Below are 6,598 nucleotides of genomic sequence, written 5' to 3'. Positions count from 1 at the left end.
TGCATTCAGTCAAGTAAAAGTCGACAGTTCGCTCTGTCGATTTCCCACACTTCGCTCGGGGCATGCCCGCGCCCCTAGTTTCCGTTACCAGAGAGCATGAGCGCCTGGTCCATGCGGTGGCTCGTCCCGTTGAACTCGACCAGCCTGCTGTGGTGCACTACGCGGTCGATCATCGCCGCGGCGAGCTTGTCGTCGCCGAGGACCGTGCCCCACTTCCCGAACTCGATGTTGGTCGTGATGACGAGGCTTCTCCTCTCGTAGCAGTCCGACACCACCTGGAAGAGCAGCCTCGCCCCGGCGACGTCGATCGGGACGTAGCCGAACTCGTCCAGGATCACGAGGTCGGCGTTGGCGGCGTCCCTCAGCGCGCCGTCGAGCTTGCCGTCCGCGCGGGCGCGCTCCAGCTGCATCACCAGGCGCGCCGTCGAGTGGAACCGCACCGGGCGACCCATCGAGACGGCCCGTACGCCCATCGCCGTCGCGAGGTGGGTCTTGCCCCTCCCGGTCCTGCCGTGGAACACGAAGCCCTCGGCGGTGTCCAGGAAGGAGAGCGACTCGAGGTCGGCCGGCCCGTAGCCGTCGGGGAAGGCCACCTGCGAGTAGTCGTAGCCCTCGAACGACTTGACCTGCGGGAACCTGGCCCTGCGCATGAGGCGCTCCCTCCTGTGGACGTCGCGGCTCTCCAGCTCCGCGGACAGGAGCCTGTTGGCCGCGCGGACCTCCGCGGCCGTCGCGCCGTCCAGGAAGCCCCTCACGACGTCGCCCGATATGAAGAGCCTCCTCGCGTTCGCCGCCAGCTCCCCGTCGAGCGACGACCTCGCCGGCCTACCCATCGGCGACCACCCCCGTCAGACGGTCGTACTCGGCGAGGTCGACAGCCTCGTCGTAGGAGACCTCGCCCGTCTCGGCGCGGGAGACGGCCAGGGCGACCGCGGAGGGGTCTATCCTGCCCGACGCCCTCAGGGAGACCGACGCGGCGCGCACGGTCGCGTCCCACCCCGACAGCGCGCACTGGTCGCGCATGCACCTCACGGCCTCCCCGAGCCCCCTCCGGTCGAGAGCGTCGATGTGTTCCCGCAGGTCGTCCGGCAGCGCGGCCCTGACCCTGCTCTCCCGCCAGGCGCCGAGCCTGTTGGCGAGCAGCGGCAGCTGGGACGCGGGGTCCGTGGTGTCGGTGGGCGCGTCGCCGTAGGCGCGCGCGTGCTCGGCGACGACGGCGCCGTCGCCGTCCATCACCGCGACCCTCGTCGCCCAGAGCCCGACGACCATCTCCCGCCCGGCGCACTCGGGCGACGTCGAGTACCAGTGCCTGCCATCGACGCGGACTTTGCCCTTCTTGTCGGCGCGCGCCCTCCTGTACTCGACGCACTCGAACGGGTGCGCCGGGAGCGCCAGCATCGCCGCGAGGTCGTCCTCGAACAGCTTGAGCTCGGACCGCCCCTTCCTGTAGTGCTCCTTGCGCGACATGTCGCGCGACCTCTCCAGCAGTCTCTCGTTGTACCCGTCGACGTCCCACACCCGCGGGACCGGGACGAAGAGGTTCCTCCTCTGCGTCCCGACCTTGTTCTCCACGGACCCCTTCTCGTGTCCGGAGTAGGGGTTGCAGAACCGGTACTCGAACCCGTAGTGGGCGCTGCAGGCCTCGAAGAGCTTGGTGGTGCGGACCCCGTCGCACACGCGGCGGCCGACCCCGGTCGCGTTGTCGAAGACGACCCTGGTGGGGACGCCGCCGACGAACTCGAAGACGTTCCGGAGGCCCTGGCACACGCACTCCGCGTTCTCGCCGGGGAACACCTGGGCGAGCCCCACGTTGGAGTAGGGGAAGCTCGCGACGAAGTAGGGCATCTCGCGCCTCGTGCCCCTCACGACGAACGTCGCGTGGCCGAAGTCGACCTGCGCGACCCCCGCGGGCCAGTCGAGGTCGAGGAAGCAGTCCGGGCCACCCCCTAGGCGGAGCCTCGCCTCCCTCACATAGCGCCTGACGGTCTGCTCGGAGACGTCGGCGCCGCACTCGTCGACGAGCCGGCGCCAGACCCGGTGCGCCGTGTGCCTCTGCTTCCTGTTCTCCCTGAAGTCGTCGGTGAGCCACTGGTCCACGAGCGGCGCCCACCTGTCCATCTTCGAGGGCCTACTCTTCCTCGCCTTGGGTGGCTCCGGCGAGAGGTCCTCCATCCTCGCGTACTTGTAGACCGTGTCGCGCGACACGCCCAGCTCGCGGGCGATGGCCGCCACGGGCTCGCCCCTGCGGTACATCTTTCGTATAGAATCGACTCTGTCCATGCTGATCATTCCTTCTGGGCCTCCCTTGTCGCAACCGATGCACGACAAAGTCTGCCCCTTGCGGGGGTGGTCAGCATGCCCATGAGCGAAGTGTCGAAAACCTGCTGAGCGTTCCGTCGACTCCTACGTTAGCGAATACANTGCCCATGAGCGAAGTGTCGAAAACCTGCTGAGCGTTCCGTCGACTCCTACGTTAGCGAATACAGACATAGCCGAGGACGGCCATCCGGAAGAGGATGCTCTTGTGCAGGCGCTTTACGGTCTGCTCCTTGTACGGGCTCACGTAGGGCTGCGGTGTCTCGAGGTTGTCGGTCTCGTAAGAGCCGTGCGTCCGGACGTAGCCGATCGCGTCCGCCTCGAGCGCGTCCAGGACGTCCCTATCCATGTTCGACTCGTCGTCCAGGAACATGACAGCTTTGTTCCAGAACTCCTTCCTGGACTTGTGGGAGTCCAGCCGGGCCAGCCCTTGGGTGGTCTGCCCTGCGTAGACGCGTCCGATGACCCCGTGGTCCTCGTCCAGGAGGTAGTAGATGCCCCTCTTCGGGATGTCTGGTAGCCTCTTCGCCTCCGAGAGCAACTCTCGGGGAACGACCACGGTCGTGAGCGACTCTCCCTCGACGTGGCAGATCCTAATTCCGTCCGGATCGCTGCCTATAAGCCGGACGGTCATCGTGGTGAGCTCGATTATTTACGGTCGGCTCCCGACAGGCGGTCGATGAGGCACATCTTGACGTAGGAGGCCAGGCTCATCCCGGAGAGGCTCGCAGCCTCCTTGGCAGAGTCCCGAAGGCTGCGCGGCATTCTGAGCGTTACCGAGACACTCTCCGAGTCAGTGAGGAAGCCTTGGATCTCCGTAGGCGTGGCACCGGAGTCAACGAGTTCCGAGTACTTCATGAGCGCCCTCCATAGAACGCAAGATGCATTACATACGACGTTATTCTAGCCTCTGTACTAATGCTTGGGAACAGCGTAAGTTGGGAGAACTAGTCTCAATCGCATCAGGAATGGCACCGTCTCTGTTTAATCAGGGCGGCCAACCATACATCAAAGTTGATGATCTCAATCATTCTCAAAGGGTGCTGACTTCGACACAAACGACTATCGCACACTCATCATGCATGGCATTGATACCGTCGGGAAGTACAATCTTTGCCAAGCGAGGCGCGGCCATTATGACTAATAAGACCAGGATAACTGGTGTGTCAGCATATATGGATACCAACATGATGGCTTTAGCTCCCACAGGAATTGACGGAGAGTTTCTGTACGAGCTAATCGGAACGATCGGCCTATCTAGGATTGCGGATGCGTCAACAATTCCTCAAATTAACAACAAACATATTGAGCCATTCGTTGTTACGATTCCCAAATCGCGCAAAGAGCAGCAAGTAGTGGCCGCGTTCTTTGCTTCCCTCGATAATCTCATCACCCTTCATCAGCGTAAGCAGGGGAGTGTCAAATGCACGTAGGCCGAACACGGGCTGGTCATGACCAACCTGCTTGGTTAATCGAACTCTAGGGACAGCAAGTAGCCCATCCTGCACACCTACGGTGGCCAGGATGGACACGGCGGACGGCGTAGACGATCTGGCTGCGGGGGCACCCTGATGGCACAGACTTGAGCCAGTGCAACGGATGCGTCTCCGCTGCCGTGACGTTCGACCATCCTTTTGCTCTGCAAGTGATACCGCCCCCCTGGGGGGTGACCGAGCTGAGCCGAGACGCCAAGCCGAACCGCCTGAACGCCCGCGTATCCGACGAGGGGTACGAGGCCCTGCGCCGGGCCTCCGCCGAGCCCCCTGCTCCAAGGGCCAGGTGGCGGGCCTCTCCGCCAAACCAGACGGCCCCCACGTGCTCATCATTGTGAACTCTGTAGCGCATCGTTTACTCGTAACGCGGTTCTTCTCATTGATTCCCAAGGGATGCTCGCTGATTCAGGCAGATTCTTCAGAGTATCCGAGCAAATCCTTGTTTCCGAAATTTGTGGTTGAAGCCTCGATGACTCCGTGTTAAAGTTCTTACTTGCGCGGACGGTGGTTCGCACAAACGGGTGGTGGCGCAGCTTGGTAGCGCACTTGACTGGGGGTCAAGGGGTCGCTGGTTCGAATCCAGTCCACCCGACCAGAGAAGAGCAGGCCGCATGGGATTTCCCGTGCGGCCTTTTCTGTTGGTAGGCCTCTCCGCCAGTCATGTACACTTGTCTCCAGTAAACCCGCCGGCCTCTCGCAGAAGCTCAACTGGCGGGTCTTTGTTTTCAATGCACCACGCAACTGCACTTCGGTAACTTCGAGAGACCACGAGATGATTTGTCGCAACGACTCCGGCTACATCCTGCGCCCTTCCCTACCCGAGGATTCGCAAAACTACGCACGGCTCTTCGACCAGGTCGATCCCGAAGTTGCTCGACTTACGGGTAGCGCTCTGCACTACGATTGCGACGAGGCTGTCTCGTTCTTTCTCGCCAACATCGACGACGAAACCAGACGTGACTTTCTGCTTCTCGATCCCACGTCCCGCATCATCGGCGAATCCGTCATCAACGAAATCGATTCCAAGCTCCGCTCCGCCAATTTCCGTATCGCAATATTTGATACAAGTTCACTAGGATGCGGAATCGGTTCTTGGGCAATCGAGCAGACTGTCGACTTTGCTTTCCGCGAGATCGGTCTGCACCGGCTTTCCCTTGACGTCTTCAGCTTCAATCCTCGCGCAATTCGTGCGTATGAGAAAGCGGGGTTCGTTCGTGAAGGCGCATTGAGGGACGCCGTCATTGACTCAGCGACTGGCAGCTACGGCGACGACATCCTGATGTCAATCCTCGAGAGCGAGTGGAGAGAGCATCGCTGAGCCTTGCTAGGCCGGCGCTCCTCTCGTAGCCGAATTACGCACGACTGCGATTAAGGTTTGTGGATTGCTGGGCTTTTGTCGTTCTCGCCTTCAGACGTGCGTAATTGCGCCGAGAAATACGTCGCCAAACGGCGCCGCAAGTGCCACAACGCACGCATCGCCTACGCGCGCAGGCCAGCACGCCGCATGAGCGCAAACATCACGCCAACGGTAACCACGGTTCCCACGGCGGCAATCGCGCCGCCCACAAGACCAACGGCACCCACGCCCAGCTGCGTCACCGTAGCGCCGCCAATAGCCGACCCCGCACCAATGCCCAGGTTAAAGAGCCCAGAGTAGATTGACATCGCCACCGACGCCTGGTCCTTCTCGGTAATGTGGATGAGAATCGACTGCAGAGCCACGCAGAAGCCCATCTCGCACACACCCCACACCACAAGCACGACAACGGTGGCGGCCAGCGAGGTCGCCGCAGGCAGCAGCGCCAGTAGGGCAAGCGTCTCCCCCACCAGCGACGCTGCGATGAAGCTCTTCTTGTGACCGTCGTAGAAGCGCGAGAAGAGATAGCTACCCAGCAAGCCGGCGGCGCCAATCACAACCAGTGCCGCCGTCACGCCCTCCGCGCTCAGGGCGACGGTCTGCGAGAGGAACGGCTCGACGTAGCTGTAGGCCACGTACTGCCCCGTGGCGAGAAACACGATGGCCACATACAGCGTGACCAGCGGCCCATTGCGGAAGAGCTCGGGAAGCTTGTCCAGCGTGAACCTCTCGCCGGCACTGATCGGCGGAAAGACAACCGCAAGGTACGCAAAGCTGGCAACTGCCACCAGCCCCACCACGGCGAAGGTCATGCGCCACCCCAAGGCAAGTCCAATCGCGCGGCCCAGCGGCATCCCAAAGATCTGCGCGATGGAGCTGCCCGTGGCCACGATGCCCATCGCCGTGGACGAGTGGCGCGGGCTCACCACGCGGGCCGCGACCACCATAACGATGGACCAGAAGACCGCGTGCGCCGTGGCGACCACCAGTCGAGAGCAAATGAGCAGCAGGTAGGTGGGGGCAATAGCCGAGAGGAACTGCCCCGTCGCAAAGATGGTAACAAGTCCCAGGAGGAGTCTTCGGAAGTCGAAGCGGGATGCGAATACCATGAGCGGCAGCGAGAGGAGCATGACGCCCCATGCGTACACCGAGATCATGATGCCCGTTTGGGCCTCGGTGAGCGAGAAGGTCTGCCCGATGTCGCTGAGAAGCCCGATGGGGATGAACTCGGACGTGTTGAAGATAAAAGCCGAAACCGCCAGACCAGCCAGCGCCAGCCACTGGCCGCGCGTGACCTTGTCGTCGTTCTCCTTCATCTTGCTGCGTGAACCCACGGTACTACCAGCCCTTCGAGCCTTGCGGCCGCCCTTGTTCTTCTCGTTTGCAAATTCCCTAGTATGGGGGATTGCGCGGGTTGACGAGCCGTCGGCTG

Annotated in this window: 7 protein-coding genes and 1 tRNA gene; 3 read left to right on the top strand and 5 right to left on the bottom strand. The window is 62.3% G+C overall.

All coding sequences use genetic code 11. The annotated features are described in order from the left end of the window. Positions 1-74: 74 nt before the first annotated feature. From istB to NVS32_RS04685, 4 genes are all read right to left on the bottom strand, one after another. Entirely contained in the window at positions 75-833 is a 759-nt protein-coding gene (gene istB, locus NVS32_RS04700) for an IS21-like element helper ATPase IstB (protein WP_258498901.1), read from the bottom strand. Further along, positions 826-2,289 (bottom strand): IS21 family transposase, encoded by a 1,464-nt coding sequence (gene istA, locus NVS32_RS04695; RefSeq protein WP_258498900.1) that lies wholly within the window; start codon positions 2,287-2,289, stop codon positions 826-828. Before istA ends, istB begins: the two co-directional genes overlap by 8 nt. Positions 2,290-2,473: 184 nt before the next feature. Continuing rightward, entirely contained in the window at positions 2,474-2,950 is a 477-nt protein-coding gene (locus tag NVS32_RS04690) for a GIY-YIG nuclease family protein (protein ID WP_258498899.1), read from the bottom strand. A gap of 14 nt (positions 2,951-2,964) precedes the next feature. Next, positions 2,965-3,174: a hypothetical protein gene (locus tag NVS32_RS04685; protein ID WP_258498898.1), complete on the bottom strand. Its 210-nt coding sequence runs from the start codon at positions 3,172-3,174 to the stop codon at positions 2,965-2,967. 23 nt (positions 3,175-3,197) lie between these two features. Between NVS32_RS04685 and NVS32_RS04680 the strand changes: the two genes are divergently transcribed. The 3 genes from NVS32_RS04680 (at position 3,198) to NVS32_RS04670 (ending at position 5,127) form a co-directional block, all read left to right on the top strand. Next, positions 3,198-3,749, top strand: coding sequence for a restriction endonuclease subunit S (locus NVS32_RS04680; RefSeq protein WP_258498897.1), 552 nt, complete (start codon positions 3,198-3,200; stop codon positions 3,747-3,749). 578 nt (positions 3,750-4,327) lie between these two features. After that, a tRNA-Pro gene (locus NVS32_RS04675) sits at positions 4,328-4,404 on the top strand. A gap of 177 nt (positions 4,405-4,581) precedes the next feature. After that, positions 4,582-5,127 (top strand): GNAT family N-acetyltransferase, encoded by a 546-nt coding sequence (locus NVS32_RS04670; protein WP_258498896.1) that lies wholly within the window; start codon positions 4,582-4,584, stop codon positions 5,125-5,127. A gap of 161 nt (positions 5,128-5,288) precedes the next feature. On the opposite strand, the gene NVS32_RS04665 is transcribed toward NVS32_RS04670, so the two are convergent. Further along, positions 5,289-6,500, bottom strand: a complete 1,212-nt coding sequence (locus NVS32_RS04665) for an MFS transporter (RefSeq protein WP_258498895.1) — start codon at positions 6,498-6,500, stop codon at positions 5,289-5,291. Between the last annotated feature and the right edge of the window lie 98 nt (positions 6,501-6,598).

Source organism: Tractidigestivibacter montrealensis, from assembly GCF_024741235.1.
Lineage (GTDB): Bacteria > Actinomycetota > Coriobacteriia > Coriobacteriales > Atopobiaceae > Tractidigestivibacter > Tractidigestivibacter montrealensis.
Note: the sequence above shows the minus strand (reverse complement) of the source record. Positions and strands in the feature narration are given on the sequence as shown.

Bases quoted from the DNA above. Each gene is read 5' to 3' on its own strand.
- istB (WP_258498901.1), bottom strand. From the start codon at position 833: ATGGGTAGGCCGGCGAGGTCGTCGCTCGACGGGGAGCTGGCGGCGAAC.
- istA (WP_258498900.1), bottom strand. From the start codon at position 2,289: ATGATCAGCATGGACAGAGTCGATTCTATACGAAAGATGTACCGCAGG.
- NVS32_RS04690 (WP_258498899.1), bottom strand. From the start codon at position 2,950: ATGACCGTCCGGCTTATAGGCAGCGATCCGGACGGAATTAGGATCTGC.
- NVS32_RS04685 (WP_258498898.1), bottom strand. From the start codon at position 3,174: ATGAAGTACTCGGAACTCGTTGACTCCGGTGCCACGCCTACGGAGATC.
- NVS32_RS04680 (WP_258498897.1), top strand. From the start codon at position 3,198: ATGCATTACATACGACGTTATTCTAGCCTCTGTACTAATGCTTGGGAA.
- NVS32_RS04670 (WP_258498896.1), top strand. From the start codon at position 4,582: ATGATTTGTCGCAACGACTCCGGCTACATCCTGCGCCCTTCCCTACCC.